The sequence below is a fragment of the Pseudoalteromonas sp. Bsw20308 genome (assembly GCF_000310105.2).
GTDB classification, from domain to species: Bacteria; Pseudomonadota; Gammaproteobacteria; order Enterobacterales; family Alteromonadaceae; genus Pseudoalteromonas; species Pseudoalteromonas fuliginea.
In genome coordinates this window covers 2,191,294-2,217,255 of record NZ_CP013138.1, presented here as the reverse complement: position 1 = coordinate 2,217,255, position 25,962 = coordinate 2,191,294, and the positions used below count along the sequence as shown (strand labels likewise).

Genomic DNA, 25,962 nt, shown 5'->3' with positions numbered 1-25,962 from the left:
AGCATAAAGTATAATAATTCTTCTTCAGTTTGTTTTTTAATCGGTTGTTTTTTGATAATGTATGGAAAGTCTTAATAAAAATAACGATAAAGAAGACGAAAACGATGGGTAATTTATTTTTACGTGAAAAAGAAAACTGGTTAGCATGGTCAATCTGGGGTGTTTTGGGAGCTCTTGTCACACTCTATGTTGCTATGAGTACTAATATAGCGCATTTTGCGGCAGGTTCGGCTATTGGTGTATTAGTAATATTAACTTGGTGGATGCAACAATCTAAACGATTTGATTTTGGTCGGGCATTTAAAATATGTTGCTATGTATTAATGTTAAGTCTACTACCCACCCTTATCCTTGTTGTGATACCCAGTGGTGATTTAAATCAATTTGATATGATTTTTCAAAGCATAACGCTATTTGCACTGAGTTTGTTAGCATGTTTGATTTGTTCGTTTATTGCACGAAGACCAAAGCAGTATTACTAACAAGTAGATTATTAATAAATATATTTAATTTTTTACTCACTAGAGTGTATTAGTTCTTTACAAGCAATGCATTTCACTCTATTATCCGCGCCGTACGGAGAGATGGCAGAGTGGTCGAATGCACCGGTCTTGAAAACCGGCATGGGTTTATAGCCCATCTAGGGTTCAAATCCCTATCTCTCCACCATTATTTAAAAAACCGCCTTATTGGCGGTTTTTTGCTATGTGGAACTAAAAATGACAAAACAAATTCAATCAATCCCACAATTACTAATTAAACATACTTTACTATGGACGGTATTTGGTTACTGCTATCAAAGTGCTATTAGCTTATTAGTAAAAATGGCTATAGACGCTCAACCAGAATACCCATTAATTACCGCTTTAATTTATGGTGTTGGTTTTAATGTTTTAGCTGCCCATCTTATTACTAAATACGATAAGCATTGGCCAGTTATTGGCTCTGTTTTTATCGGTTGTATAGGGCTGCTTGTCGTGCCATTTTTACTGCTTGGCGAATCAGGATTACTAACAATGCCTCTACTTGTTGGAATTTTATTCAGTTTGCCGCTTTGCAGTTATATTGTTGGCCTAATTAAGCTAAAACTCAGCAAAAACTAGCCCCAAACGCGGTTTATTTTGTGATAGCATAGTCGCGTCTTTTAACTAACAAAACGTGAAAAACACATTATGTCAGATAATTTTACTACAGATGCTGAAAAAGCAAGTTACGGTATTGGCTTACAAATGGGTGAGCAACTTAAGTCTAATCCTTTTGAAGGCTTAAACCTAAATTCAGTATTTGAAGGCATGAAAGATGCGTACGCTGGTAGCGCATTTCAAGTTGAGATCCCTGAGATCCAAGCTGCATTTGAAAAAATCAACGAAGAGATTCAAGCTCGTCGTGAAGAAGAGTCTAAAGTACTTTCTGCAGAAGGTATTTCATTCTTAGAAGAAAACGCAAAACGTCCTGAAATCACAGTAACTGAGTCTGGTCTTCAATACGAAGTACTAGCAACTGGCGAAGGCGAAAAGCCAACAGCTGAGTCTACAGTACGTGTTGATTACCACGGTACACTTATTAACGGTACTGTGTTTGATAGCTCATACGAGCGCGGTGAACCAGCTGAATTTCCAGTTGGTGGCGTGATCAAAGGCTGGACTGAAGCATTACAAATGATGCCTGTAGGTACTAAATGGCGTATCTACGTTCCTCATGAGCTTGCTTATGGTGAACGTGGCGCAGGTGCTGCAATCGCACCTTTCTCAACGCTTGTATTTGACGTTGAACTACACGAAATCATTTCTTAATTTAAATAAATTTTAAAATTAAGAGTTTAAAAAGCCGTATTCGATCTGAATACGGCTTTTTTGTATCTGTAATCTAAGCTTTTATACCAATTCGATTAATTAAGTGGTCTATTTTGCGCTAAGAAAATTGTGTCCATAACAAGGCAAAAATTTCTTTAATTAATTGTTATCACTAATTGCTCCTGCATTGCTCTACCTCCTACATCCATGCAGTCGTATATCAGAATTTTTAACACAGTTAGAGTAAGATTTAATCCCTTAAATTGATTAACTATTATTACGGATATGTATTCTAACAATAAAAAAACCGCATTAATAAAATGCGGTTTATAAATATATAAGCTAAAACGATTTTTGATTATTAAAAATAACCACGAACACCAAAGCGAAAGTTTCTGCCTGGAAGTGGGGCGGTATCTTTAATAAAAGAGGTATGCACAAAGCCTAACTCGTCAGTAATATTATCTACATTTAGATAAAGTTGTGCATCTATTGCGCCGAATCCTAATTGGTAGTTAGCCTGTGCATCGAATAATGTATAACCATCTGTTTTAGTTTCAAAGGCCGTTATATCACTTTGATCAAAGTAATGCGTGCCAGTAAGTGTCAACTGTAAATCACCTAAAGTGTATTGCAGTTCAGAACCTAACTTATTAGCTGGAATACGCGGTAAATTACCTTCATCGTCTTTTAATTTAGCGCGAGTCGAGTCGCCAAATACTTTTACCATAGCGCTTGGTGTTATTTGGTAATGTGCATCAAACTCAATTCCATAAAGCTCAGCGTCTTTACTTGTGAACTGATAAACGGCAACGGCATCGTCATGGGCACCAATAGCTGATTCTAAACCATCCTCTTCGTCAAATACTAATCCTGTATTTTCTTGAAAGTAAAAGTTTTTAATATCGTTATAGAAAAAGTTAACGGTATAACCAAAATCGCCACTAAAACGTCTAAAACTTAAATCTAAGTTTGTTGAGGTTTCTTGTTTAATATTTTCTGGTTCGAAATGTGCTTCATTACCTTCAATGTTATACCCAAGACCTAGCTCATACGTACCAGTGGCAATGTGTAAGCCATTGGATAATAATTCAGCAGAGAGTGGTGCACGTTCTGAATGAGAAATACTCGTCGCAATACTATGGCCTGGTTTATATTGCCAAATAGCGCCAGCAGATACACTTACATTAGTAAAACTTTTGCTGTAACCGATTGTTTCTTCATCGTCATGGTCATCTTCAACTTCGTCGTGATCATGGCCGTGTTCAACTTCTGAAATTTGGCTTTTTATTTTATAATCTTCAACACGTGCGCCCAGCTCTACTGTCACATCACCAAATTCACGTTCTTCTAATAAATACACAGCGTTAGTTGTTGTTACGCTCGCTGGTGTAAATGCTTCTTCACCAATAGCATCGTAATCAGAATCACTGTAATGATAACCAACCATACCGTGCCAATCAGCAAATTTATGCTCTACATTTAAACGTGCTTCTGTCGTTTTATTTGTAAAGGTTGTACCAATTGCACCGTCTTCAATTTCGCTATGCGAATAATCAGTGTAGCCAACACGTAATTTGATTGTTTCAATCCAGTTATTATGCAGTGCGTAACTTACAAGTCCTTGCCAGCGGTCTTGCTCTAAATGAGCATAAACTGGGTCTTCAGCCGTTTCATCTTCATGCTCAGCATGCTCTTCTTCAGTTTCGTCTTCGTGATCATGTTCGTGATGATGTTCATGCCCCGGAATACCGTAATCAGTTTCTATATTGCCATATGAAAAACCAACCGTTAAGTGCTCCCCAACATAGCTAGTACCAAAGTTAACTGTTTCACTATCGATAAAGGTATTTTCTACTGAGTTTTCAATTTCTACATCGCCATCTTCATCAGAGATAGTAAAAGTAGGTGTTTGATAATCATCACCTGTACGTTTTGTACCATCAAAATGAAAATTAAAATTGTTATAACCGCTTTCTAATTTTGCAGCATATGTATTAGCGTTTGATACAGTGTCGTGACTGTATTCTGCCGCGCCCGTTAGTTCATCAATGTTACTAGTAGGAATGCGGTTATCTACTACATTTACTACACCACCAATCGCACCCGAGCCATAAAGTAGGGTACTTGGGCCGCGTAATACTTCTATCTGCTCTGCGGCTAAACTATCGCTTGATGTTGCGTGGTCTGGACCAATACGCGACGCATCACTGCTATCTAAACCATTTTGCATGATTTTAACGCGAGGGCCACCTAAGCCACGAATAATAGGGCTTGAAGAAACAGGGCCAAAGTAGCTGGCGTTAACACCTGGCAAACCCTTTAGCGTTTCACCAAGTGTAGGTTTAGATTTATTTCTAAGCTCATCACCAGATAAAACACTCACTGGAGAAATCATTTCTAGACTATTTTTATGAAGCGCTGAGGCATACACAACAACAGTTTCTACCGAGGTTGGTTTAAGAGAAACGGTTACATTGTTAGATAAACCTGTAACATCTATTCGAGAATCAATGTAATTATTTTTACTTATATGCAGTTGGCTTGCTGTATCAACTTCAATAGAGAATTCGCCAAGCTCATTACTTTTTACGCCTTGTGTCTTACCATGTATATGAATAGTCGCATTTTGAATTGGTTGATTTTTATTATCTGTTACTTTGCCATTAATTGTGGCAGCAAGTACTGAATGAGAACATAAAACAGAAAAAATAGCGGAGGAGATTAATGTTAGCTTTGTCATGGATATATTGGTTCGCGGTTATTATGTTGTGATATAATATAACACCGAGAAATGAACGAATCAACAATGTTATACCATAACTTTTATTTTTGCGTTAAATAGGCTAAAAACACCGATAAACAGTTTTATGAACAATCAAGTATCTATAAATGTAGTCAGTACATTTTATTAATTCGCCTAAAATTATTTATATTTAAATCATATAAACTAATTCATTTCAACAATAAAAAATAAATAAGATATTGTTTATTAAGCACTTACAAAGTGATTTTCGAACTTTTTATAATCAGAGTGTATCTTTAGATTTGCTGTTATTGTTAACAGTTAATTGTTTTGGTTTCAGTGTTGTGTAATTATCCTACCTAGTTTTAAATGCTTTTAGCTTTGCTACTTTAAAGCTCGCTATTAAACCAACACAATAATAGGCTCAACATGAATCACATACCTAAAGACGTAAGATTGACACTAATGCTTTGCTGTTTAGTAGGACTTGCAGGGTGTAATAATGGAAAAATATCAGAAAAAAAACCGAACAATACAGTCGTTGATTTTAAGAAACAGCTTGTTATTTTTGATTTCGAAAAAAACAATTACAGCGATAATATAAATACCATTAATGCTTCTACTAAACTTGTTGAGCAAAGTGGCAATCATAAATTACAAGTAAATCTATACTCTAAATCACACACCGAAAGCGATTTTGAGTTCGTTAATCCACAAGGTTGGGATTGGCAAGCTATTGGTAACTTTGCCCTTGCGATTGATATTCAAAATCCTAATAGCGCATCCACCCATATTTATGTGAAAACTACCGATAAGTCAGGCAAGTCACAAACACGCAGTGTCGTTGTACCCGGGCACTCAGAAAACACTTATTACATCGAGCTTAAAGGCGCTAACCTTAATATAAACTCAGGCATTCGCTCAAATCCACCCAGTTGGCATAGCGGTTATACACCTATTATTTATAGGGGTGGGCAAAAAAATATAGATGTAAGCAGCATTGTAAAGGTGTCGCTTGGTGTAAAGGGCTTACTTGAAGATAAACGTTTTTTAATTGATAACTTACGCTTGATAAAACCAACTAATTTTGATGTAAATTACCTCAAAGGGTTGGTGGATGAATTTGGACAGAATGCAAAGTTAAACTTTATTAACAAGGTTACGTCAACTGAGCAGCTATTAGTTATCTCACAAAAGGAACAAGCTCAGCTGCAAGCACAACCACTGCAAGGGCGCTCTAAGTTTAGCGGCTGGAAAAATGGCCCGCAATTAAAGGCTACAGGGTATTTTAGAACCGAAAAATACAAAGGTAAATGGAGTTTAGTCGACCCAGAAGGTTATCTGTATTTTTCGACCGGTATCGATAACGTCCGCATGGCAAACACCTCAACGATTACTGGCTACGATTTTGATCGAAGTTATATTAAACAACGCGAAGCTGGCGACTTAACACCCGAAGACTCACTTGGATTAAACCCAGCGCCTGTAGCTGCTTGGCCAACACGTTATCAAAACTCAAAGCTCAGAGCTGAGATGTTTAACTGGCTACCAAAACAGGACGATCCCCTTGCCGATAATTATGGCTACAGACGCGAAGTACACAGTGGAGCAGTTAAAAAAGGCGAAACGTTTAGCTTTTATCGCGCGAACTTAGAGCGAAAGTATCAGACACATAACAACAATGAATTAATGAAACAATGGCAAAAAACAACCGTTAATCGTATGTTGTCGTGGGGTTTTACATCGTTTGGTAACTGGATAGAAGAGCAGTATTACCATACTAAAAAATTACCTTATTTTGCAAATGCATGGATCATTGGTAACTTTAAAACAGTAAGCAGCGGTAACGATTATTGGAGCCCACTACCAGATCCATTCGATCCTTTATTTGTTGAGCGCGCCGATGTAACACTTGCAAAAGTAGCTCAGCAAGTCAAAAACAGTCCATGGTGTGTTGGAGTGTTTATTGATAACGAAAAAAGCTGGGGCATGATGAATTCAGATACCACACGTTACGGCATTGCCATTAATACACTTAAAAATAATGCCAAAAATAGTCCAACTAAAGCTGAATTTGTACTTTTAATGAAAAATAAATACAGCAAAATAAGTAAATTAAATAAAGCATGGAATACAACACTCTCATCGTGGGATGAGTTTGCAGAGGGAGTGACTTTAACCCAGTTTAACGATCACGTTAATACCGATTTATCAGCGATGTTGTTCCATTATGCTAATCAGTATTTTGCAGTGGTGGATGAAGCAATTACCAAACACTTACCAAATCAGTTAAATATGGGAGCGCGTTTTGCCGATTGGGGAATGACTCCTGAAATTAGAGCCGCCAGTGCAGCTCACGTTGATGTAATGAGTTACAATTATTATCGAGAAGGCTTAAACCAAGAGTTTTGGGAGTTTTTGTCGGATATAGATATGCCAAGTATTATTGGCGAGTTTCATAATGGAGCTCTTGATTCGGGTCTGCTAAACCCTGGACTAATACATACTCAATCGCAGCAAGAGCGCGGATCAAAATACCAAAATTATATGAATAGCGTAATTGATAACCCTTATTTTGTCGGCGCGCATTGGTTTCAATATATAGACTCACCTTTAACAGGGCGTGCATACGATGGCGAAAACTACAATGTGGGTTTCGTAAATGTGGCTGATATTCCTTACGAACCACTCGTTAATGCAGCTAAAAATGTGAATAAATCTTTATATGAGCGCAGGTACCGCAATGATAAAAATTAAACACATTATTAACGTTCTAACTGCTTTGTATTTAAGTGCTTTTGGTTTAACGGGGATAGCATTAGCCGAACCAACCGAAAAACCATTGTATGAGCAGGGGCCGTATCAAATATTTAATGAACAAGCGCTTGAGGTACTCAACTTAAAGATGCCATTGCAAATACTTGCCTCTGGGTATGAATGGCTAGAGGGACCCGTGTGGGTAAATCAAGGGGGGTATTTGTTATATTCTGATATACCTAATCATCAAGTATATAAATACACGCCAGGTAAAGGTGTTAGCCTATATCTAGCGCAAAGCGGCTACTCAAATGGCTTATTGGTCAATGCACAAAACGAGCTTGTTCTTTTGCAATCTCGCTCTCGTGTTGTATCTAAAATGAAAGCGCCTTTAAGCGCCCCAAAATCTGATTACTTACCTATAGTAAGTCACTTTAATGGTCAAAAGTTTAATAGTCCAAATGATGGTGCATTTAATAACAAAGGCACACTTTATTTTAGTGATCCACCTTATGGACTTCCTAAGCAGCTAAATGACGAAAATAAAGAGTTAAGTTTTCAAGGTGTGTATTCGGTTAAAGATACAGGAGAAATAACGTTATTAGACGACGAATTAATTTATCCTAATGGTGTTGCGTTGTCGAATGATAACAAAATTTTGTATGTAGCTGCATCGAATGAAAATAAACCCGCTTGGTACCAGTATTATTTAAATAGCAATGGAGGTGTTACTAGCAAATCACTGTTTTATCAGCTGCCACCAATTGCAAAGCACGGCAAAGGATTACCTGATGGTTTAAAAGTACATAAAAGCGGGATTATCTTTGCTACAGGACCCAATGGTTTATGGCTATTTAATAAAAAGGCTGAACTATTAGCTAAAATTACCACGCCAAATATGAGTGCTAATTTGGCATTTAATACTCAACAGAACCGTGTTTATATAACCGCGCATACACAGTTATTAGCGCTTGATTTAAAGTGAAAATAAATCATAAACCTTTGAATTGTAGTGTTAATTGTTAGTGTTTATTGGGTTTTTTATATGGGGCAACAAGGCGATACTTTTATATCTGTTAAACAGATCTGGCTCAAGTAAATATACCTTCAGTAAACTGCAAATTTATTTTTGACATTTTGCAGTTTAAAACAATTACCTTTAAAAAGTCTCACAAGTTAATTTCATTTTATTAATGACATGACCTTTACAATAATTCAATCGTGTTGTAAATTGTTAACAATGAACAGTGTTATGTGAACTAATTCGGTGGTTTAATGAAAGTATCATCACAAACAATAAAAAGTGTAAAAGTAGAGTATTACCAAATTCCGCTAGCTGAAGTATTAAGTGATGCTAAACATGGCGATCACACTCACTTTGAAATTATTGCATTACATATAATGACCCATGACGGCTTTGAAGGTATGGGTTACACCTATACTGGTGGAAAAGGTGGACGTGCAATTTATTCACTCCTTAATGACGAAATTAAACCGGGGTTAATTAACCAAGATTCAACGTCAATTATGGCAATCTGGGATAAGTTACAGTGGGATCTACATTATGTAGGCCGTGGTGGTTTACTTAGTTTTGCTATTTCAGCAGTTGATATAGCGCTGTGGGACATTAAATGTAAACGTTTAAATGCACCCTTATGGCAAGTTGCTGGGGGCAGTAGTGATAACACAAAATGTTATGCAGGTGGTATAGATTTAAACTTTAGTGAGCAAAAACTACTTGATAATATTGGTGGTTATTTAAATCGTGGTTTTAACGCCGTAAAAATTAAAGTGGGTAAACCAGATTTTAAAGAAGACATAGAACGTGTAGCTGCAGTACGCAATTTAATTGGTAATGACAAAATACTCATGGTCGATGCTAATTACTCGATGAGTGTGGAGCAAGCAATTCGCTTTGCAAAATCGATTGAAAAATATGATATTACATGGTTTGAAGAGCCCACCATACCAGATGATTACAAAGGTTTTGCTCGCATAGCACAAGCAACCTCAATACCGCTTGCCATGGGCGAAAATTTACACACACTGCATGAGTTTGGCTATGCAATTGACCAAGCTAAATTGGGGTTTTTACAACCAGATGCATCAAATATTGGTGGTATAACAGGGTGGTTACATGTAGCCAGTATGGCATATACCCATAACTTACCTATTTGCAGTCATGGTATGCATGAACTGCATGTATCACTACTGGCATCTCAGCCACATGCTGGTTTTTTAGAGGTTCATTCTTTTCCTATTGATGAATACACAACGCGTCCTTTAAAACTTGAAAACGGCAAAGCGTGCGCGCCAGATATAATAGGTACAGGTGTCGAGTTTGACCCACAACTCGTTAAACCACATTTAGTTAAGCACTCCTAGTAAAAAATAAACGAGTCGTTGTGCGGCCACAAGAGCAGTGAAGTGATTATTTAACAAGGAGTGATGAATAATCCACCATAAATTAAATCTTATGTGTATTGCTCTTGTGGGCGCCTTTATAAAAATAGTTACATTACTTACAGTGCAAGCTGTTGATATTAAATCCACTATAATAGGAGTATTTAACGTTAAAAAATTGTTTTCTAAAGAGGCAATATTTTATATTTAATTATTCAGAGATTTATCTGAATTGGCATTTACCACAACCCAAATTGCAAAGTAAGTGGTAAAGCTTTAGATTGCTATAAAGGAATGCACTCTTTGCTGAATAAGCAATACAAATTAAATTAGTTAGTAACTCTCACATCCCCACTAAAAGCCAACATAAACTGTTGGCTTTTTTATGCTTTTAAATTGTATTAAAAAGCATGAAACTACCATTTTTAAGCAAAATGCGTGTATTTCCATCATAAAGTTGCCCTTAATATGTTGTATCTAAATTCATTTATTACAGTGTTAGGTTTTATTATGACGTCAAAAATAATAGGTGTGAGCGATTTCCCTGATACATTTTTAACAAAACGCACAGCAAGTGGCATGGGACAAATGGACGATCAAAACGATCCCGTCAATATGATATTAGGTCTAAAAGATGTACGTAAAGCGGCGCATAATTGTGCTGTTTTTCAATCAGGAGCTAAACCAGGGCGTATTGTAATTCCATCAGAAGTCGCAATACGTAAAACACGTCAAATCCCATTTGAAGTAGACCCACCTGAGCACGGCGGTTTTCGTGAACTATTAAATCCATGGTTTAAGCGTCCATTAGATGAGGGTTACCAAGCGCGCTTACAAGCTATTATTGATGAAACAATAGACAATGCCTTCAAAGCCGAGTCGTTAGATGTGGTGTCACAATTTGCACTCCCGCTGCAATCTAAAGCGTTAACGCTGTTACTTAATACCTCAATGGATAAAGCACAAACATGGATAGATTGGGGTACGCACGTATTTAGAAGTGAAGATAGTGACCTTGATAGCGATAAAGCCAATATTCTATACGATTACATTGATGAGCAAATAGAAAACGCCATTGCAATCCCGGGTGATGATTTATATTCAGTGCTTTTAAATTCAGAGGCGAACGGTAAAAAGCTGAGTAAAGAAGAAGTAAAAGGTGTGATGATCCTGACCTTTGCAGGGGGGCGCGACACCGTTATAAACGCGATCACAAACTCTATTGCCTACTTTAGCGAAAACATCAGTGATTTAAAGCGTATTGATGATGAGCCTGAAATATTAAACAGGGCCGTAGAAGAACTCATTCGCTATTTTTCGCCGCTTACGCAAATGGGCCGCGTCGCTACGCAAGACACAAGCGTATGTGAGCACGCTATAAAAGCCGACACACGAGTTTCGTTATGTTGGGCGTCGGCTAATCGTGATGAAAAGGTATTCAAAGATCCCAACAATGTCGACTTCGACCGAAAGGTTAACCCGCATATTAGTTTTGGTTTTAGCCATCACAATTGTTTGGGCGCAACGCATGCTCGCCAAATTCTGCGTCAACTAGTGTTATCACTTGCTAATAAAGTTGCTCAAATAGAGACAATAAAAGCAGATGAAAATATTGAAAAACTAGGTGAATTTTCAAGAAAGGTAGGCTTTAACAGTCTGCACGTTAGCTTTAAATCAAAATAAAAACACCGTACAAAATAGTTAAATAAATACAGTAACAAGTAAAAGTAGAGGATTAATACGATGGCGAAAGTAATATTTATAACCAAAACAAACGATGCAGTTGAAGTTGAGGGCGACAGTGGCTCGCTAATGGAACTAGCATCAGCAAATGGTGTTACTGGTATTGATGGTGATTGTGGCGGTGTATGTTCGTGTGCAACGTGTCATATTTACTTAACACCGGATGACTTTAAAAAAGTAGGTACACCCGATGAGATAGAAAGCGACATGCTAGAGCTGGACGATAACGTAACGCAATACAGCCGTTTATGTTGCCAAATTGAGGTGTCTGACAATATTGATGGCATGACCTTCAGAGTAGCCAATTAAAAGCGGGTACAGCATTATGCAAAACACACATACAGAACCAAATCTACTTGAGCAAAGCGTGGTGGTTATTGGCGCAAGCCATGGCGGGGTTAACTTTGCTTTTACCCTTCGCCAGCAAGGTTGGCTGGGTAAAATTACGTTACTCGACAGCGATCCAGAGCTGCCATATCATCGGCCACCTTTGTCTAAAAAAACGTTGCAATCGGATGATGTAAAATCGACTCCATTAAAAGTAGAAAAAGCTTATACCGATAGCAATATAGATTTATGCTTGGGCCAGCGTGTTACTGCAATTAATAAACAAAGTAAAACAATTACGCTGAAATGTGGAAAGCAAATAGCCTTTCATAAATTAGTGATAGCGACGGGATGTTCGCCCTTTATTCCGCCTATTAAAGGGCTTATTGATACCGTTGACGATAAAGGAAATGCACAATATTTTGCGATGCGAACACACGCAGATGCAGTGGCAATAAAAACAGCACTCAATAAAAGTAATGATAAACAGGTTGTCATTATTGGTGGCGGCTACATTGGCCTTGAGTCGGCGTCATCGTTTATAGCGTTAGGTGCAAAAGTAACGGTAATTGAAAAACAACAAAGCATACTCTCGCGTGTTACATCAGCTGTTATGTCTGACTTTTTAACTCAATTGCACATAAGCAAAGGGGTAGATTTGCAAACAGCAAAAGATGTTGTACAAATAAAGCACACAGCTAATAAACATTATGTTGTATGCAGTGATGGCACTCAATATCCCGCCGATTTTATTTTAGTGGGCGTTGGGGTAAGGCTTAATACCGAGCTTGCAGTGACTGCAGAGTTAGCGCTCGAACAAGGTATTAAAGTAAATGAAGTGTGCCAAACTTCACACCCTGATATTTTTTCTATCGGTGACTGTACCTCACATTTTAATAAAATTTATCAGAGATGGATAAGACTTGAATCGGTTCAAAATGCAGTAGAACAAGCCAAAACAGCTGCACAGTTTTTAGCAAAAAATAGTGAACCGGTTCCTGCTTTACCTTGGTTTTGGTCAGATCAATACGAGTACAAACTACAGATAGTGGGTTTATCACAAGGGTATAACGAAATTGTCGTACGCGAAGAGTCACCGGAACAATTTTCGCTTTGGTATTTTAATAACGACACATTGTTGTGTGTAGAAGCGGTTAATCATGCTAAAGCCTACGTACTTGGTACACAGGCTATAAAGCAAAATATAAAGGTTAATAAGCGGATATTAAGTGATTTAGCAACACCGCTTGCAAAGCAACACCTACTTGAGACGTAGCTGCTGGCGATACTGGTGAGGGGTAACTTTAAAATGGTGCTTAAACTGCTTAATAAAATACGACGGGCTGGAGAAACTCAAGTCGTAAGAAATATCAGTTACCGAGGCATCACTTTGCCCAAGTAGTCGTGCGGCATTATATAGCTTGTGCTGAATAAGGTAGTCGGAGTACGGCACTCTAAAATGCTTTTTAAATACTCGTGAAAAATACGAAGGTGATAAATAACAAAGTGCTGCGGCTTGCTCTAGCGAAAGATTGAGGCCATTTTTTGTTTTTAGCTCATTAACAACGGGTGTTAACTTTTTAAAGCTAGCTGAACCACTCAACGGTTTTTGCTGGTTAGATAAACTACTTTTACCGTATTCGCACACCATGGTTATTAAACTATTAAACAGTTGTTTGCAGGTTTTACTTTTTGGGTTTTCGTTAAACTCGCTCAACATCCATGCGAGTAGTTTATGGATTCTTTTTTGTAGTTCAACGCTAAATGTTAGATGTAAACCGGTTTTCAATAGATCTAAAAACTCTTGTAGGGCTGGGTCGTTAAGGCGCTCAGGCATAAACTGCACAATATACCAAGATTTAGGACGTGGGTTTAAAGCAAAATCATGCGTTTCCATTGCAGGCGTAAAAACGGCCTCAAAATCAGACAAAGTTGATTCACCCTGATGGTAAAAATACGTGCCATCAATTTGTTCAAAAAATATAAATTCGTGCACCTGATGAAAGTGCATAAAACATGAATAGCTATCGTGCTGAAGATAACTTACATGATGAATTTCGAAATCGTAACCGTCTTTTATACAAAACGGTTCACAGTAAATTGTCGGTTGCTTCATAACATAATACTTATATTTAGAGACTTAGGAGTCTACATGTACAAGGCAAAAGCTGCAATTGCAGATGGAAAAGGCGGTTTTTTCTTCGATACCGTTAATGTCGGAAAACCAAGTACTGGCGAAGTAAAAATTAAAATAAAAGCCTCAGGTATTTGTCATACCGATTGGGATTCCATTAAAACGTGGAATAAAAAATTTATCATTGGTCATGAAGGCGCAGGAACCGTTGTTGAGTTGGGCGAAGGTGTAACGGAATTTACTATTGGCGATAAAGTAATACTAAATTGGGCAATTCCGTGTGGTGAGTGTTTCCAGTGCCAAGAGGGTAATTTACACATTTGTGAAGTAAATAGCCCCGTAACTGGCAATGGTTTATGCGGACACGCAGGTAAACAAGCGTGTGAGCATAATGGCAATAGCTTAGAGCGCTCATTTCATTTAGGTACGATGAGCGAATACACCGTTGTTAAGGCTGCTGCAGTTATAAAAATACACAGTGACATTCCTTTTCCAAGTGCAAGTATTGTTGGTTGCGGTGTAATGACCGGTTACGGATCAGTGGTTAATGCCGCTAAAGTAAAAGCAGGTTCGTCAGTTGCCGTATTAGGCTGTGGAGGCGTAGGACTAAATGCAATACAAGGGGCTGCAATTTCAGGCGCCGCTAAAATAATAGCAATTGATTTGTCACCGGAGCGATTAACACAAGCTAAAGCATTTGGTGCTACACATACTGTACTTGCTAAAAAGTATGACCCTGATTTAGTTCATATGATAAACGAAGTTAAAGCGCTAACAAATAGTCGCGGAGCCGATTATGCCTTTGAGTGTACAGCAGTGCCGGCACTTGGCTCCGCGCCATTAGCATTAATACGCAGCGCGGGCGTTGCGGTGCAAGTGAGTGGCATTGAGCAAAAAATAGATTTTGATTGCGAATTATTTGAGTGGGATAAAATTTATATAAATCCGCTCTACGGGCAATGTAATCCTAAGCGCGACTTTGCTCAAATACTAGACCTTTATGACGCAAAAAAGCTCAAGCTCGATGAGCTAGTCACAAAAACTTACTCGTTAGATGAGTTACAAACAGGCTTTGACGACATGCTAGCAGGGCGTATCGCTAAAGGTGTCGTCGTGTTTGATGATTAAAGGAGCATAAAATGGCAATTCATCGTTTAGAGGTATCAAATAACTGTTACACCGCTGATAACTTTGTAACGCTAACCGCGTATAGCAGTCACTTAAAAGGGCGAGGTGATATAAGCATTTACCAAGAAGCAACCAGTAATAAAAATGTACCTATAATTGTATTACTGCATGGTGTGTATGGTAGCCACTGGATGTGGAGCCAGCTAGGGGGCGTACATAAAGTGTATCAGCAGCTTCGTAGCAGTGGCCTTAACGAGTTTGTATTAGTGATGCCATCAGATGGAGCACACGCTGAGGGCAGCGGGTATTTGCCACTTAAAAATGCAGATTATGAAGCATGGATAGTTGATGATGTGATTAGCGCTGTTATTCAAACTCAACCAATGTGCTCGAGCTCATCAAATATTTATATTACGGGCCTTTCAATGGGAGGGTATGGAGCATTATGTTTAGGTGCAAAGCATCCAACTATTTTTAGCGGTATATCAGCGCATTCATCAATTACTGAGCTTGACGACTTTAATCACTTTGTTGATGAACATACTCTAAAGCCACTAAAAAAAACCACTGATAAGTACAAAGGCGACGTGTTTAAAACATTGATCGCGAATAAAAAGACATTACCGCCACTGCGATTTGATTGCGGAAAAGACGATGTACTTTTTAGTGCTAATACTGCGCTTGCAAAAAAGCTAGTTGATGAAAATGTTCCTCATACGTTCGATATTTTTGCAGGCACCCATTGCTGGGAGTATTGGCACGAACATGTAGCTAAAACTATGATCTTTTTTGCTCAATTAGAAAGCAAAACTCACACACAATTAAAATAAGGAGATAACACATGAAAGTCATTAGCTCACTTTTAATTGCATTTGCATGTACTGCATCATGCAATTTAGTCGCGCAGCCAGAAGTATCCGTAAATTTAAACGTAAAGCGAAGTATTGACGGCCTATCAACCTTTGATAGAAGCAAATACATTGTTATGCATTCGATGCTAACAACAACCGATTGGAAGGGGGAAGAAGATAAGCTTGACTACTTACTTAACGACCTTGATGTGTACTTTGGTCGCGATAATGGTTCTATGCCGTATTACGCGACTCAAGTTGAGCAAACCTCAAATAACCTAGGGTACGCAAGCCCTGAGAGTATCGCTGCTTATGGCAAAACTGCTCGCGAAGATTATTATGGTAAAACGTTGTCGAAGCTTCATAAATACGATAATAAAGCCCACGTAATGATAGGCGGGCAAATTAATCAGTTTTGGATTGGTAATCATAAAGGCAAAGGCGAATGGAGCTTTGCTAATACCGATGCTGTGGGTCAATATATGGGAAATTTTGTAAATGAATTTTATCGAAATGACAACCAAGGACCGAACAAAGGCCCAGCACGGCCACAATACCTTGAAATACTTAATGAGCCACTTTACGAACTTGTTGATGTACATCACGGTAAGCCTATCGATACATTTATTTTTCATAACGAAGTAGCCCAGGGCATACGAAAAGTTAATACAAGTATTAAGATTGGTGGGTACACCACTGCCTTTCCATGGTTTGACGATAACAACTTTAATCGTTGGGATGAGCGAATGAAGCTATTTTTAGATACCAGCGGTGAATACATGGATTATTTTTCGATTCATCTTTACGACTTTGGCTATTTAAACCGCGATAAAGGCGTTGCTAACTTTAAAGGAGCCCGTATAGAAGCCACTATGGACATGATGGAGCAATACGAAAAGCTTAAGCTAGGTAAGGTAAAACCTTTCATGATTTCGGAATACGGCGGGCGTGACCATAAAACAGAAGCAACGCCATGGACTGCAATAAATGACTGGCAAACTATGAAATCGTTTAGCCCTATGATGATGCAATTTATGGCTAAACCTAATCTCATAATTAAAGCCATTCCATTTAGTTTAGCAAAAGCAGAGTGGAGTGGTAATGAGGGGCGTGATTATGCTTGGCGTTTGCTACGCCACAATGACGAAAAAACAGGTGAAACAGGCGATGAATATGTATTCACCGACATTATTAAATTTTATCAATTGTGGTCAGATGTAAATGGCACACGTGTTAATACTGACTCAAATGAAGCCGACTTATTAGTAGATAGTTACGTAAACAAGAACAAGGCATATGTAATTATCAGTAATTTAGAAACAAGTGCTAATAGCGCCTTGCTAAATTTAACAGAGCTACCAAGCAATCCGATTAATAACATTAAAATTAAGCACTTGCACTTTGCTAATGGTGAGTCAACACTTACAACAACATCACAAAATATTGGTGTAAAAAATGAGTTACCAAAAAGCATTAACATAGGCGCAGAAGCCACAGTAATTATTGAATATACGTTCAGCAACAATATAAAAATTACTGCTGAGTCTGACGAGCATAAATACTATGCAACAACCTACAAACAGCCAATTAAAGCCAATACAGCGCTTAAATTTAACATTAACGATGTAAAAACAAGTGAATATGGTAAAGGTATATTGCGTTTAAGTTTTGGTAGAGAGCATGATTTAGCTCAACAACCTATCGTTAAAGTAAATGGCACTTTAGTTACTGTACCAACCGATTATGCCGGTGATGAGCAAGTATTTCGCCCACAAGTATTTAGCATGCTAGAAATCGAAGTTCCAAACGAGCTGTTAAAAACCAATAATACGATATTAGTTACATACCCAGATGATGGCGGATTTGTTAGTAGCGTGACGCTTCAAGCGTTTGAGTACAGTGATGATATTTAATTTAAAAAACTAACTATTTGTTATGTTATAAAAAGCAAGGTCACTAATTATTAGTGGCCTTAGTTATCACAGAAGTCTTATTAAATTTTAAAAATAGATGGCATAATTCGTATGCATTAGTGATTGATCTTAATGTGTATTATATTTGCTTGTGCTATTGGCGGAAAAGAATACAGATGCCTTGTTATCGACATGATTATCCTAACGTATTGAGGTTCTCATTTACTGTGTTAAAAGCTCTTCAAAATCTATTGCATAGATACACAGTAATTTAAGGCTTAATGGCACAGAACAACACCTGATTAAAAGGGATTATTTATCAAATTTATTGCTGTTATATTGATAGGCCCTTTAGCCTTATTTCCTGCTTGTACCTTACTTGCTATTGTATTTGCTCTGTTTGGATCTCAGCCCTCAAAAAGCTATTTAGATGCAATAGTATTTTCGGCTGCAATGGTCGGCGGAAGCTTATTTTATGTCTATCCCGCACTACTTGTTTATGGGGTACCAATATCAATTTTATTAAAAAAATTTAATGTTTTTAATTTACCTATGGTTCTTTTAGCGAGTGCAACTCCATTTATTATAATTATTTCAATAGGTTGGGTTGAGCCTATAGGGCCCTTTTTTTTAATTTGCTTTGGCTCTATTGTAGTTGCTATAGGTTGTTGGTATACAGATTTACTCTTTTTTAAAAATAAAAACTAACCAATAACCTGTTGCAGTTTAAAAGAGAATTATCGACTATCAATCATAAGTATATCGAGTTTATGTTGAGCTCTGGTTTGATTCTTTATGTCGATAGCTTCAATCATCTCGCATTCGTCTCTGATCATTTCAGGAATGAGGCTAGGGTAGTGGCGACAGTCCTCTGGGCGGTCGAGATAAATACTGCAGGTGTACATGTTTTTAGCCAAGGGATCTTTTTTAGGCGCAATTTCTAAAAAAGGGCAAGCATCTAGTCTCAATCCTGTTTTTGGGTCAAACCAAATTTCGTCGTTTTTCACGTATTCATAGATTTCGGGGTTAAAAAGCTCCCATAAATCAATTTCTTCTTTTGATGCGCTTAAATCGCCACCACCGTATTTAATACAGCACTTACCGCATTGATTACATTGTTTCATAATTTGCTAATTGAATTGGTTGTCAACGAGTTTAAGTTAGCTGTGAGTGTAGCACTGAATTTATTATTCGCTGTTTGCTTAATTAAAAAACCATCCCTTTAATTTGTGTGTACACAGTAGTTACGGCATTAATCTAGATGAAAAATCCCTTGTTACATTTTATATAGTGCAGACATTATTAAATGGTTTACTCTAAAGGTAGTTAAAAATGTTATGAAATCAGTTTGAGTAACTTGTGGTTGTTACAATTACTGTACAAAAATATTTGATCAGGAATTATCATGAAAGAAGCTGTTTCAAAGTTAAAAACAGAATTTAATGCAAAGTTATTGTATTGGAACAATCTTAAAAGTAACAAAGCTAAAGCGCTAATTCTCTTATTGTTTATAGCTGTTATTGCGCTTAAGGTATTTACAACCATCTTTACCTTCGATTGGCTTGCGAGTTTATTTCGCATTTAAGGTTACAAGCAATAATTTCGGTAAAATTTTAATCACAAAGTGTTTAACGCCTACCCGATGTTTATTATTAATGTATTATTACGCTATAGACCAAATTAAATAAATCAGTTGTTAAAACATGTTTTGTAATGGCTGAATGCTATATTTTGGCTAAATTGAGTGAGTAATTGAGTTTAGCTGCATTAAAAGGTAACACGTAATGATGAACACAAAAGTATACAAAGCGGTACACGACTTAGCAGAAGAACTAATGACGGCTGCTAATAAAAATGATCGTGAAAAGTTTGAGTCTTTATTTGCTCAATTAAAAGCTATTTGTATGGAAAACGAAAATACGTCTAAAGATCACCCAGTGCAATGGGAAACCCTAGCTGATTTTACCGAAGAGCTAGAAGAAGCGATCACCACTTATGAAAAAGCGTTAGAGAAGTCAATTGCAATTAATAACAAAGATCATATGTCATCGGTTGCTTTTTCAATGGCTACGTTACAGTTAGAAATAGGTCAAAAAGACGAAGCGATTAAAAACTTACAAAACGCTAAAGTCAGTGCTAATAAAATTGAAGACAAAGAGCTTAAAGCTGAAATACATGACTTACTAGAGTCACTTATTGAAGAGGAAGGTTAAGTATTTAAAAGTATAATTAGCCCCCATTGAATGTGATTTTTGTGGACTTAACTTGATATTAATAACGCGCTGGTGGTTTATACCCTCAGCGCTTTTTTATGTTTACTATAAATGACAAAAAGAAATGCTTTATTTTTGAGCCAGTTTACTCATAAAGTTTATATTTGTTAATCAGATCTGTTACTTATTAAATTCTATTCAGCAATTCTATAGATTACTTTTTATGAGTGAGTCCCACTAAAATAAGTTAGCCAATGTGATCATTAGTCATCTTCCTTTTGAATGAATAACAACAAATTGTTAACACTGAAAAACGTCTGAAATAATTAGAATGTAATTAAAAGTCACACATAAAATATTTTTTATCAAATGCTTGGGTTCTGGTTTTGCTAAAAACCAAGCATGCTGCAGCAAATTCAACCTCAAAAAGTTAACACTCTCTAAATACCTAGTTGTAAATAGGGTGTTCAGCTTGTTCATTTACGGCGTTAACTTAGTCCCGTTAATTACCACTAAAGTGTGAAATTTGAACAAAACTTTAACTAATCGTTGCATTTTGTTAATTGTTAACATTATATTGATTGTGAGTTCCATGCCTTTACACAAAGGATTAATTTTTACACCAAGATAGGTAACAGTTATGAAAAAAAGATCATTGTATTGTGCGGTTTCGAGTGCGCTATTACTTTCAAGTACCTTTAATGTGCACGCTGTTAAAGTGCAGTTTAATATTGATACAAAACATGCTGTAGGACAGTTTGATAGCTTCGATCGTCGTAAATTTATTACGTTACATTCATCAAATACCGAAAGTGACTGGTTTGGAAATAACGCTCAAAGCTTAAATGCGCCTAATGCTGATCCTGATTTAATGACCCATTTTTTAGAAGATTACGATGTGTACTTTGGTCGTGATACAGGGGGCATGAAATATCAACTAACACAATTACCAGAAGATTCAGCAAAACCAGGTTATGCAAGCGCGGCAACCGCAACAACAAATGGCGGCGGAGTAAAATGGAATTACACCAATATTACAACAGCTCAAGCTAAAACAATGCGAAAGCATGAAGGGCGTAACAGCGATTTAATTGTCGCTGCACAGCAACATCCTTATTATCCTGATGGCACTAAAATTGGTAATCAAAATTGGTCTTTCTCACAAAGAGATACTGCGGCTGAACCACTAGGTACAGCCATGGGCGACTACATGGCGCAGTTTTTACAAAAATACTTTAAATCAGGCCCATCAGATAGCCTTGGTCAAAAGCGCCCAACGTATGTTGAGGTAATGAACGAGCCACTGTTTGAACTGCACGACTTTCCGCATACCGGTTATGATAAAGAAAGCCTCTATGACATTTTTAGATTGCATAACTCAGTTGCTGATGTGATTAATGCTAACCCTGCACTGAATGATGTGAAAGTAGGGGGCTTTACGGTGGCGTTTCCTGATTATGAAAAAGGGTCACAATTTTTCGATAACTGGAAGCAACGCGACAAGGCATTTTTAGATATTGCAGGAAATAAAATGGACTTTATTTCGATGCACTTATATGACTTTCCAAATTTCCCAGGTGGCCCTGGTGGTCAGCATCAAATACAGTACCGAAAAGGCAGCAATATGGAAGCGACCCTTGATATGGTTGAGCAATATATGGCTTATAAATGGGGAAGTATTAAGCCGTTAGTTATTTCCGAATATGGCTCTCAATTACAAGGCTCATTTGGTACTAAATGGACACCGCAACGTGACTGGTTATGTCTAAAGGCAATGAGCTCTATGCTGATGAGCTTTATGGAAAGGCCAAACCGTATTGATAAAGCCATTCCGTTTATTCCATTAAAAGCAGAATGGGGCCGTATAAGCGACACTATTCCCTATTACTGGCGTTTACTGCGTCAAGCTAAAGAAGGTCAAGGTGAAACCGGCGAGCAATGGGTTTACACCGAAATGGTTAAGTTTTACCAGTTATGGTCTGATATAAAAGGGACGCGAATAGATAGCTGGGCAAGCGATATGGATATTCAAGCTGACGCGTATGTTGATGGCAAAGATGTTTATTTGGTATTAAACAGCCTTGAATTTTCGCCGACCAATATTGATTTAAGTGTTTTAGGCAAGGGTTCTAACAACGTAACGGGTGTAAATATTAAGCATTTATATCCTAATGCCCAAGGCAAACCAGTATTGGATAACAGCAACAGAACAACACTACCAAGCTCTGTTGTATTAGGCTCTGAGTCAACCATGATAATTAAAGTGAGTCACCAAAAAAATGTTGTTATTAACAATATTAATCAAGAGACTAAGCATTACGCAAGTGCAGTAGTTAAAAATATTGCAGCCAACGCGACCCAGTTCTTTACTATTAACAATGTAGATAAAGGGGCTAATGGCGAGGCTACATTGCGCTTAGGTGTTGGCCGCCCTCATGGTAAGTCGTTAACGCCAGTTGTAACTGTTAATGGGAATAGAGTCGCTATTCCTACTGATTTTAGAGGATATGATCAAAAAAATGGTGGCCTTGGACGTGAGCGTTTCTTTGGTGTTATTGAAATTCCAGTGCCATATAATAACATTAAAAAAACTAACAATATTGAAGTTACATTCCCTGACAGTGGTGGTGCAGTTAGTTCACTAACATTACAAAACTTTAAAATGAGTAAACGTATTACTCGCTAAAAACGTGTAATAAAGGTTTAGTAATAAACAAACTGCGGGTTTATCTATATGATAGCTTCGCAGTTTTTTTATTTGTATCGCTACTACTGCCTAACACAATACAAATAAACTAATACTAAATATGCTGGGAATGGCTTTAGGTGTATTTTTGCTGTTAAGCCTGTGAGTTTTATGCTTTACAATGAGTACAAGGTACTCATTATTAAAAATAAACACTATTCTCAGAGCGTTAAACTTAGCATGACTGTTTTATTAATTTAATTGGGTATGTTTTAGAGGAGTTCCACTGACCTACATATAAGTTGTCGTCTTGATCTACGCAAATACAATGCACGTGATTAAAAATGTCCCCGTTACTTTGCATCGGCTGTAGTTCTCCATTTATATACTGCGGTTGCGGTGCCCCTAAATTAGCTATTAGCGTGTTACTTTTATCAAATATACTAATAAAACCAGAATCGTCAGCATTTTTATTGTCAATATGCGACCAGCAAACTGGTGCATAAAATAGTTCACCTTTGAACACGGGACCGCCAATATATGCCCCATTAGCGCTAATTCTATCAAGGTACTTACCATCAAACGAAAATACTTTTAAACATTGCTCAAAACGAGAGCTTACTATTAATGTAGGATTTAAGGGATCACGTAAGTCTACTTCAACCCCATGGGTGTTGTGTAAATTGTAATTTTTGTCTTCATTATGGTGACCGCCCCAATGGTTTATATAGCGACCTTGTTTATCATAATGCAGCAAAAAGTCGCTGCCATAACCATCGGTGACATATAAATCCCCATTGGGGGCAATGGCAATGTCAGTAGGGCGAAAAGGTTGCTCGGGTTTATAAGCACCGCACGTTTGTGGATGGCCGATACTGTATATTAGTTTGCCATCTAAGGTCATTTTGGCAATAAAGCCAGCCTGTGGAATGACATTGTTAGTAGGGCTATCCCATTGCTCTGTGCTGTGACCATCCCAGTGGCGATTAACAATCCAGCCACTATCTACAACGTATAGAAATTCTTGCTCGCCTTCTTTTACAATTTTTATAGCGTGTCCACCAGGAAAAGAGCTTCCAAAAGCGTCAAGTAATTCACCGTTTTGGCTATACACTAAAATATTATTAGTCGTGTTATCGGTGATCATAAATATTCTCCCTTGTGAGTCCATCACCATCGCATGACAATTTTCTATAGGGTATTTATTGGGGTTTAACTTTCCCCAGTGGGCGTCTATTTTGTATTTAAATTTACCTTGGCCAATTATTTTCCCGTGTGGGTCTTCGTCATTTTTAGGAGTAGCGTGAGGTATAAGGTGTTTTTGCTCTGAGGTTAACATACAGAATTTTCCATATAAAAAAACCAGCTTATGCATTGGGCTATAATGCATAAGCTGGTTTAGGCTAGAAGGTTACTTTAAGTGCGTTCTTTTGCTTTAAAATTTAAAATAGCATCATCGTTAACGCGATTTAATGGATAATAAACAGCTTCGTTTTCTTTAAATGGCTGGTTGCTAATCGCATTGTAAGCACTGATCATTGACCAACGAGGTTCGGCAGCGCGGTTTTGATTTGATTTATGCAGTAAATTACAGTGGAAAAACAGTACATCACCTGGTTCAAGTTCTACATTTATAAGTTCATGGTACTTCATTGCTTCTTCTACAAACTCTAAACAGGCGCCTTTTTGGTCACCGGTTTTACTGTGATCCAATCGTCCCAAATGATGTGAGCCTTTAAGTACTTGCAAGCAACCATTTTCTTGCGTCGCTTTATTAATGGCGACCATACAGCTAATTGATTTTGGATAAAGCATGTAATTATCACGATGCCAGTAGCCAAAATCTTGGTGCCATTCCCAGGCGCCACCTACAAATGGTTCTTTCATCATAATTTTAGTGCTGGTGTGGTACACCTCTTCGCCAATAAGTGTTTCGCATACTTCAATTAAGCGACGACCGCGAGAAAACATACTGTATAAATCGTCGCCTGTTTTTTGCCATAAACAGACTTTACTTACAGCGCCATCGGCGTCTTTTTTGTCCCATGCTCGTTCATAGAGTGTATCGTCATTAAAAGCAGTTTGTTGTAGTAGCTCAATTTCATCAGCGCTGTAGTAATTTTTGACAATAATATAACCATCACGGTGAAAATCAGCTATTTGTTGTGGTGTTAAATAAGTGTGTGACATAAATGTAGTTCCATTTTTCTATTTATTTGTTTATTGTTGACAATACTTGATCGGTTATGCATTTAGGTCAAGTTTAATTTATATAAAAATACTGCATTTATATATGAATTGATTTTTATTTGCTAGGTGTTTGATTATAAACAAGTAAATTGTTTTTTGTAGTCAAAAAAATTTTTAAATTTATATATAAAGATACAAGTTATTTTAGGTTGAAATTTAAACAAAGGACATCTATGAACGATAAGTCAAAAGCAAAATATGCAGTGCCCGCTTTAGATAAAGGTTTGGATATATTAGAGTTTTTAGCTCTAAATAACGCACCTTGTACGCAAAGTGAAATAGCATCTGGTATTTCTAGAACACCTAATGAGGTATACAGAGTGCTCGTGGGCCTTGAAAAGCGTGGCTATTTAGTTCGCTCACTGGAGTCGGGCAGATATTGTCTGTCGTTAAAGCTTTATAATTTATCACGAAGTATCTCCCCTATGGATAATGTACTGCAATCGGCATTACCGCATATGGAAGATTTGGCTGTAAATAGTGGGCAGTCTTGCCATTTAAGTATGTTGTATCAAAGCCAAGCAATGGTTGTTGTGCAAGCGCGTAGCAAAAGTCCAATGCATCTAAGTATTGCTGAAGGGGCTTTATTTACGCTGAGTAGTTCCAGTGCAGGTAAAGTACTTTTATCAAACAGTAATGACGAAGTGCGCCAGATGCTAATTGAACACGATGAAACGTATAGTGCTTATGAAAATGAATGTCATCAGTTATTGAACGAGCTCGATTTAATTAAAGAGCAAGGATACCTTGTACAAAATAACCCACTGATCGCTGGTGTACACGACTTTAGCGTATTAATAGGTAAGCCTAATGCAAAGTTAATAGCCGCGCTTACCATTTCGTCTTTTGATTCAGCACTTAATACTTCTTCAAATAAGCAATGTGTTATTGATGAACTTAAAAGCACAGCACAAAAAATCACATCATTATTGGCGCGCTAAACCTAGTTTTAACGCTTAAGTATTAACTCGCGCCTTGGAGGAACCAAGGATAGCGGTTGTTTGGCATTTATGCTGCG

The 25,962-nt window shown here is 37.4% G+C and carries 22 protein-coding genes and 1 tRNA gene; 18 read left to right on the top strand and 5 right to left on the bottom strand.

All coding sequences use genetic code 11. The annotated features are described in order from the left end of the window. The first annotated feature begins 104 nt into the window (after window positions 1-104). From D172_RS09505 to D172_RS09490, 4 genes are all read left to right on the top strand, one after another. Window positions 105-482, top strand: a complete 378-nt coding sequence (locus D172_RS09505) for a hypothetical protein (RefSeq protein WP_007378058.1) — start codon at window positions 105-107, stop codon at window positions 480-482. Window positions 483-578: 96 nt separating this feature from the next. Continuing rightward, window positions 579-669 (top strand) — tRNA-Ser (locus D172_RS09500). A 50-nt stretch (window positions 670-719) separates the two neighbouring features. Continuing rightward, entirely contained in the window at window positions 720-1,103 is a 384-nt protein-coding gene (locus tag D172_RS09495) for a hypothetical protein (protein ID WP_007378059.1), read from the top strand. A gap of 69 nt (window positions 1,104-1,172) precedes the next feature. Next, entirely contained in the window at window positions 1,173-1,793 is a 621-nt protein-coding gene (locus tag D172_RS09490; protein ID WP_007378060.1) for an FKBP-type peptidyl-prolyl cis-trans isomerase, read from the top strand. A gap of 361 nt (window positions 1,794-2,154) precedes the next feature. Here D172_RS09490 and D172_RS09485 read toward each other — a convergent pair whose 3' ends face one another. Further along, entirely contained in the window at window positions 2,155-4,536 is a 2,382-nt protein-coding gene (locus D172_RS09485; RefSeq protein ID WP_007378061.1) for a TonB-dependent receptor, read from the bottom strand. Between the two features lie 468 nt (window positions 4,537-5,004). Between D172_RS09485 and D172_RS09480 the strand changes: the two genes are divergently transcribed. From D172_RS09480 to D172_RS09455, 6 genes are all read left to right on the top strand, one after another. Further along, on the top strand, window positions 5,005-7,296 hold the full coding sequence (locus D172_RS09480) for a beta-galactosidase (RefSeq protein WP_007378062.1): 2,292 nt from the start codon (window positions 5,005-5,007) through the stop codon (window positions 7,294-7,296). Then, on the top strand, window positions 7,283-8,281 hold the full coding sequence (locus tag D172_RS09475) for an SMP-30/gluconolactonase/LRE family protein (RefSeq protein ID WP_007378063.1): 999 nt from the start codon (window positions 7,283-7,285) through the stop codon (window positions 8,279-8,281). The genes D172_RS09480 and D172_RS09475 overlap by 14 nt, the downstream gene beginning before the upstream one ends. A 290-nt stretch (window positions 8,282-8,571) precedes the next feature. After that, window positions 8,572-9,681 (top strand): mandelate racemase/muconate lactonizing enzyme family protein, encoded by a 1,110-nt coding sequence (locus D172_RS09470; protein ID WP_007378064.1) that lies wholly within the window; start codon window positions 8,572-8,574, stop codon window positions 9,679-9,681. A 528-nt stretch (window positions 9,682-10,209) separates the two neighbouring features. Further along, window positions 10,210-11,382, top strand: a complete 1,173-nt coding sequence (locus D172_RS09465; RefSeq protein WP_007378066.1) for a cytochrome P450 — start codon at window positions 10,210-10,212, stop codon at window positions 11,380-11,382. 60 nt (window positions 11,383-11,442) lie between these two features. Further along, window positions 11,443-11,751, top strand: a complete 309-nt coding sequence (locus tag D172_RS09460) for a 2Fe-2S iron-sulfur cluster-binding protein (RefSeq protein WP_007378067.1) — start codon at window positions 11,443-11,445, stop codon at window positions 11,749-11,751. Between the two features lie 16 nt (window positions 11,752-11,767). Further along, window positions 11,768-13,045: an NAD(P)/FAD-dependent oxidoreductase gene (locus D172_RS09455; RefSeq protein WP_007378068.1), complete on the top strand. Its 1,278-nt coding sequence runs from the start codon at window positions 11,768-11,770 to the stop codon at window positions 13,043-13,045. Here D172_RS09455 and D172_RS09450 read toward each other — a convergent pair. Beyond that, window positions 13,031-13,780, bottom strand: coding sequence for a helix-turn-helix domain-containing protein (locus D172_RS09450; RefSeq protein ID WP_007378069.1), 750 nt, complete (start codon window positions 13,778-13,780; stop codon window positions 13,031-13,033). The two genes, D172_RS09455 and D172_RS09450, sit on opposite strands and share 15 nt — an antisense overlap. A 141-nt stretch (window positions 13,781-13,921) precedes the next feature. Here D172_RS09450 and D172_RS09445 point away from each other — a divergent pair, with 141 nt between their 5' ends. The 4 genes from D172_RS09445 (at window position 13,922) to D172_RS09430 (ending at window position 18,503) form a co-directional block, all read left to right on the top strand. Next, on the top strand, window positions 13,922-15,031 hold the full coding sequence (locus D172_RS09445) for a Zn-dependent alcohol dehydrogenase (protein ID WP_007378070.1): 1,110 nt from the start codon (window positions 13,922-13,924) through the stop codon (window positions 15,029-15,031). A gap of 11 nt (window positions 15,032-15,042) precedes the next feature. Next, on the top strand, window positions 15,043-15,861 hold the full coding sequence (locus D172_RS09440) for an alpha/beta hydrolase (protein ID WP_007378071.1): 819 nt from the start codon (window positions 15,043-15,045) through the stop codon (window positions 15,859-15,861). An 11-nt stretch (window positions 15,862-15,872) separates the two neighbouring features. Beyond that, on the top strand, window positions 15,873-17,795 hold the full coding sequence (locus D172_RS09435; RefSeq protein WP_007378072.1) for a hypothetical protein: 1,923 nt from the start codon (window positions 15,873-15,875) through the stop codon (window positions 17,793-17,795). A 339-nt stretch (window positions 17,796-18,134) separates the two neighbouring features. Next, entirely contained in the window at window positions 18,135-18,503 is a 369-nt protein-coding gene (locus tag D172_RS09430; RefSeq protein WP_033023785.1) for a hypothetical protein, read from the top strand. A 29-nt stretch (window positions 18,504-18,532) separates the two neighbouring features. Here the strand turns inward: D172_RS09430 and D172_RS09425 are convergent, their stop codons facing one another. After that, window positions 18,533-18,919 (bottom strand): YkgJ family cysteine cluster protein, encoded by a 387-nt coding sequence (locus D172_RS09425; RefSeq protein ID WP_007378074.1) that lies wholly within the window; start codon window positions 18,917-18,919, stop codon window positions 18,533-18,535. A gap of 281 nt (window positions 18,920-19,200) precedes the next feature. On the opposite strand from D172_RS09425, the gene D172_RS09420 reads away from it, so the two are divergent. The 3 genes from D172_RS09420 to D172_RS09410 all read left to right on the top strand — a co-directional run bounded on the left by D172_RS09420 (window position 19,201) and on the right by D172_RS09410 (window position 22,694). Further along, window positions 19,201-19,380, top strand: a complete 180-nt coding sequence (locus tag D172_RS09420) for a hypothetical protein (RefSeq protein ID WP_007378075.1) — start codon at window positions 19,201-19,203, stop codon at window positions 19,378-19,380. Window positions 19,381-19,579: 199 nt separating this feature from the next. Then, window positions 19,580-20,008, top strand: coding sequence for a hypothetical protein (locus D172_RS09415; RefSeq protein WP_007378076.1), 429 nt, complete (start codon window positions 19,580-19,582; stop codon window positions 20,006-20,008). Window positions 20,009-20,648: 640 nt separating this feature from the next. After that, entirely contained in the window at window positions 20,649-22,694 is a 2,046-nt protein-coding gene (locus D172_RS09410) for a hypothetical protein (RefSeq protein ID WP_007378077.1), read from the top strand. Window positions 22,695-22,929: 235 nt separating this feature from the next. Here D172_RS09410 and D172_RS09405 read toward each other — a convergent pair whose 3' ends face one another. Together D172_RS09405 and D172_RS09400 are read right to left on the bottom strand one after the other, a co-directional pair. Next, window positions 22,930-24,033: a hypothetical protein gene (locus D172_RS09405; RefSeq protein ID WP_007378078.1), complete on the bottom strand. Its 1,104-nt coding sequence runs from the start codon at window positions 24,031-24,033 to the stop codon at window positions 22,930-22,932. 77 nt (window positions 24,034-24,110) lie between these two features. After that, the gene (locus D172_RS09400; RefSeq protein ID WP_007378079.1) at window positions 24,111-24,884 is read right to left on the bottom strand and encodes a phytanoyl-CoA dioxygenase family protein; all 774 of its coding nucleotides are present in this window, start codon (window positions 24,882-24,884) and stop codon (window positions 24,111-24,113) included. Between the two features lie 233 nt (window positions 24,885-25,117). Here D172_RS09400 and D172_RS09395 point away from each other — a divergent pair, with 233 nt between their 5' ends. Next, window positions 25,118-25,885 (top strand): IclR family transcriptional regulator, encoded by a 768-nt coding sequence (locus D172_RS09395; protein ID WP_007378080.1) that lies wholly within the window; start codon window positions 25,118-25,120, stop codon window positions 25,883-25,885. The last annotated feature ends 77 nt before the right edge of the window (window positions 25,886-25,962 follow it).

What these genes read in the sequence shown, in the direction of transcription:
- D172_RS09400 (WP_007378079.1), bottom strand. Translation starts at nt 24,884, where the DNA reads ATGTCACACACTTATTTAACACCACAACAAATAGCTGATTTTCACCGT.
- D172_RS09460 (WP_007378067.1), top strand. Translation starts at nt 11,443, where the DNA reads ATGGCGAAAGTAATATTTATAACCAAAACAAACGATGCAGTTGAAGTT.
- D172_RS09465 (WP_007378066.1), top strand. Translation starts at nt 10,210, where the DNA reads ATGACGTCAAAAATAATAGGTGTGAGCGATTTCCCTGATACATTTTTA.
- D172_RS09420 (WP_007378075.1), top strand. Translation starts at nt 19,201, where the DNA reads ATGAAAGAAGCTGTTTCAAAGTTAAAAACAGAATTTAATGCAAAGTTA.
- D172_RS09490 (WP_007378060.1), top strand. Translation starts at nt 1,173, where the DNA reads ATGTCAGATAATTTTACTACAGATGCTGAAAAAGCAAGTTACGGTATT.
- D172_RS09480 (WP_007378062.1), top strand. Translation starts at nt 5,005, where the DNA reads ATGCTTTGCTGTTTAGTAGGACTTGCAGGGTGTAATAATGGAAAAATA.
- D172_RS09445 (WP_007378070.1), top strand. Translation starts at nt 13,922, where the DNA reads ATGTACAAGGCAAAAGCTGCAATTGCAGATGGAAAAGGCGGTTTTTTC.
- D172_RS09485 (WP_007378061.1), bottom strand. Translation starts at nt 4,536, where the DNA reads ATGACAAAGCTAACATTAATCTCCTCCGCTATTTTTTCTGTTTTATGT.
- D172_RS09395 (WP_007378080.1), top strand. Translation starts at nt 25,118, where the DNA reads ATGAACGATAAGTCAAAAGCAAAATATGCAGTGCCCGCTTTAGATAAA.
- D172_RS09505 (WP_007378058.1), top strand. Translation starts at nt 105, where the DNA reads ATGGGTAATTTATTTTTACGTGAAAAAGAAAACTGGTTAGCATGGTCA.
- D172_RS09495 (WP_007378059.1), top strand. Translation starts at nt 720, where the DNA reads ATGACAAAACAAATTCAATCAATCCCACAATTACTAATTAAACATACT.
- D172_RS09405 (WP_007378078.1), bottom strand. Translation starts at nt 24,033, where the DNA reads ATGTTAACCTCAGAGCAAAAACACCTTATACCTCACGCTACTCCTAAA.
- D172_RS09450 (WP_007378069.1), bottom strand. Translation starts at nt 13,780, where the DNA reads ATGCACTTTCATCAGGTGCACGAATTTATATTTTTTGAACAAATTGAT.
- D172_RS09440 (WP_007378071.1), top strand. Translation starts at nt 15,043, where the DNA reads ATGGCAATTCATCGTTTAGAGGTATCAAATAACTGTTACACCGCTGAT.
- D172_RS09435 (WP_007378072.1), top strand. Translation starts at nt 15,873, where the DNA reads ATGAAAGTCATTAGCTCACTTTTAATTGCATTTGCATGTACTGCATCA.
- D172_RS09410 (WP_007378077.1), top strand. Translation starts at nt 20,649, where the DNA reads ATGAAAAAAAGATCATTGTATTGTGCGGTTTCGAGTGCGCTATTACTT.
- D172_RS09425 (WP_007378074.1), bottom strand. Translation starts at nt 18,919, where the DNA reads ATGAAACAATGTAATCAATGCGGTAAGTGCTGTATTAAATACGGTGGT.
- D172_RS09470 (WP_007378064.1), top strand. Translation starts at nt 8,572, where the DNA reads ATGAAAGTATCATCACAAACAATAAAAAGTGTAAAAGTAGAGTATTAC.
- D172_RS09415 (WP_007378076.1), top strand. Translation starts at nt 19,580, where the DNA reads ATGATGAACACAAAAGTATACAAAGCGGTACACGACTTAGCAGAAGAA.
- D172_RS09455 (WP_007378068.1), top strand. Translation starts at nt 11,768, where the DNA reads ATGCAAAACACACATACAGAACCAAATCTACTTGAGCAAAGCGTGGTG.
- D172_RS09475 (WP_007378063.1), top strand. Translation starts at nt 7,283, where the DNA reads ATGATAAAAATTAAACACATTATTAACGTTCTAACTGCTTTGTATTTA.